The organism is Pantoea sp. NGS-ED-1003 (assembly GCF_000738765.1).
In the GTDB taxonomy this organism is placed as follows: Bacteria; Pseudomonadota; Gammaproteobacteria; order Enterobacterales; family Enterobacteriaceae; genus Pantoea; species Pantoea septica.
Genome location: NZ_JPQA01000027.1, coordinates 1 through 2,711 on the forward strand (window position 1 = coordinate 1; position 2,711 = coordinate 2,711).

4 protein-coding genes and 1 pseudogene are annotated in these 2,711 nt (G+C 48.2%); all 5 read left to right on the plus strand.

The features are described 5' to 3' along the window. Nucleotides 1-311 (plus strand): annotated as a pseudogene (locus JS46_RS22465) (phage tail tape measure protein); the annotation flags it as partial. Nucleotides 312-324: 13 nt separating this feature from the next. Further along, a complete protein-coding gene (locus JS46_RS22470) occupies nucleotides 325-819 on the plus strand; it encodes a hypothetical protein (protein ID WP_033756012.1) in 495 nt (164 codons plus the stop codon). A 34-nt stretch (nucleotides 820-853) separates the two neighbouring features. Next, nucleotides 854-1,276 (plus strand): hypothetical protein, encoded by a 423-nt coding sequence (locus JS46_RS24310; protein WP_152560728.1) that lies wholly within the window; start codon nucleotides 854-856, stop codon nucleotides 1,274-1,276. A 186-nt stretch (nucleotides 1,277-1,462) separates the two neighbouring features. Beyond that, a complete protein-coding gene (locus tag JS46_RS22475) occupies nucleotides 1,463-2,008 on the plus strand; it encodes a KilA-N domain-containing protein (RefSeq protein ID WP_033756014.1) in 546 nt (181 codons plus the stop codon). Between the two features lie 45 nt (nucleotides 2,009-2,053). Further along, nucleotides 2,054-2,711 (plus strand): DNA circularization protein (locus JS46_RS22480; RefSeq protein WP_033756016.1); only part of this gene is annotated, 658 nt, incomplete at its 3' end.

The window sequence follows — 2,711 nt, forward strand, 5'->3', positions numbered from 1 at the left end:
AAAAGCTGGAAGAGATATCGGACGCGGCAACTCAGAAAGATGGCACCGAGTCATTCTGGGAGTCTCTGAAGAAGAGATGGAAAGCTGGCGGTTGGTATAACAATGAGCAGCAGGTGAAGGGTGGCAGCGTTCCGCTCAATCCACAGAGCATGAGCGGTCCGTTAATGCGCAACGATGCTGCGTCACAGAAGGGTGAGATTAAAGTATCCTTCGAAAACGCACCTCCCGGAATGCGTGTCGAGCCATCAGGCAGCACACTTCCTTGGTTTGATCTTGATGTGGGTTATAATCGATTCTCGACTCCAAATTAAGGAAAATATCTGCATGCGCCTTTTTGCGTTTCTAATGGCATTGTTTGTTGTTAACGGTGCAGCGGCCAGTGAATGCTATCCCGCATTTAATGAAAAAGCCTTTATTACTGCAGTTGGGAAAAAACCTGAGAAGATGCAGGTTTTCAAAGATGGCGGTATGCTGAGGCACCAGTATTCTTTCAGGAAGGAGCAGAGCCTTGAGGATGCGTTTGACGATAGTAAACAGTCAGAGTATGAGCCACAAATTTACATAACCGTTTATGATCCGCCATGCGCTGAAAAGGTAAGCATTCATTTCTATGCAAATGAAGATGAATCGATGAATAAGGTTAACGTTGCGCTGGCCGGTAAGGCTTTTGAATATCTTACCGGCACCAACAGTACGATTTTTGAGAATAAGCTGGAGAAGTTTAAAGGCGTTCAGCGTTTTGAGTCTTATGATGAAAAAGCTGATTCTCTTTTCGTGAAAATTGGTGATTCTTATTCCATTCAGGTGCATCTGAAGTAGACCATCCTCAACACTCAGAACTTAAGGACAATCTGTGAATAAAATAACTCTAGCAATCATAGTCTTTTCCTGCTTTATCTCTGGCGCTGCAACTGCCGAATCAGGTGCGCCCGACTATGTAAAAAGTGCGAAAAGCGATGTTGGTTCGGCATTAATGGCCAACATTTTTAAACGTGCGGACTTCAGTTGTGAGGCTTTGCAAGCGAAGGATAAGACCTGGACGTTAGGGTGTTTTGTGCACGAAAAAAATCCTATGCCATTCTTGTTGTTCACCGTAACTCCTGATCCAGAAAAAACTAACCCTCCTTTCGATTACAAGGTTCATGCCTTAAATGGAAAGGCCAAGCAGTATGCCAGCAATGATGCTCTGCAGATGTTTAAAATCGATGAGGTTTATAATAACGTAATAGACATTAGCGCTCTTCGTGATGAATACGTAGAAACCTTCGTTAAATAAAAAATACATCGTTAAAACAAACCCGCTCCGGCGGGTTTTTTATTGCCTGAATTCCACCGCGCACCGCACGCGCAATTCAAACCAAGAACCTTTCAGGATGCACCTTGAGGAACCGGCTGGCTGTCGGAGCCTTCTTGGGGCCGTATTCCTGTGCGACAGGGTTCATCACTAAAAGGTAATTTCGACATGACATATCCAACCGTCATAGTGAACGGTGTTTCCGTTCGCGTAGACAAAGAGGGGCGCTACAACCTGAATGACCTGCATGCAGCCGCTGTTGTTAAGGGTGATGCCAATGAATCGCAGCGCCCGAGTAAGTTTATCCGTAGCGCAGCAGTTAAAAGGTTTGTTAATGCCTTAAATGGCAGAGGACAAAAAAGTCCTCTGGAACAATATCAATCACTTAGCGTTGTTAATGGCGGCAACCAGCAAGGCGTCTGGGGAGTGGAATTGCTCGCCATCAGATATGCGGCCTGGATTAACCCTGAATTTGAAATTCGCGTATACGAAACCTTCCGCGAGGCTGTTCTGAGTGGCATCAGTCATATGAACAACCTCAATCGTTTGGACCTGCTTATCGCAACTGAAACAGAGCAGGTAAGCGGATGCGCGCGAACTATGAATAAGTGGGGCAGGGGCGGGCGTAGGAAATTATTAAATAATGCCCGTGAGCGGATCATCGAACAGATGGACCCCGACATGGTTACTATCATGCAAAATTCAGCAGCCTGAACACCATGCCCGCCTTAGCGGGTTTTTTATTGCCTGGAGTAAGCCATGAGCTGGAAAGATAATCTGCAGGACGCCTCACTGCGCGGTATTGCGTTTAAGGTGGACAGCGATGAGGCAACCTTTGGCCGCCGCGTGCAGGTGCATGAGTACCCCAATCGCGATAAACCATGGGCGGAGGATTTAGGCCGGGCAACGCGGCGCTTCAGTGTGCAGGCGTATCTGATTGGCGATGACTTCTTCGAGCAGCGCAACCGGCTGATTGAGGCTATTGAAAAGCCGGGCTCCTGTACGCTGGTTCACCCTTACTACGGTGAGATGACCGTGGTTGTTGACGATGCCGTGCGCGTCAGTCACTCGCAGAGCGAAGGGCGCATGTGCCGCATCAGCTTCAGCTTCGTTGAGTCGGGTGAACTGTCATTCCCTACAGCGGGGCTGGCAACCGGCCAGAAATTATCATCTTCCGTTTCGTTTCTTGATGACGCCATTTCATCCGCTTTCGGTGCTTTTGGCATGGACGGTATGCCTGACTTTCTCCAGGACGGTGTACTGGATGAAGCAACGGGCATGTTCAGTACCGTGACCAGCGCTTTTCAGTATGTGGATTCTGGCGTCAGCGCGGCATCCCGCCTGCTGCAGGGTGATTTATCTGTACTGCTGAAGCCACCATCCAGCGGTATGAGTTTTGTTAACCGGCTGCAAACAA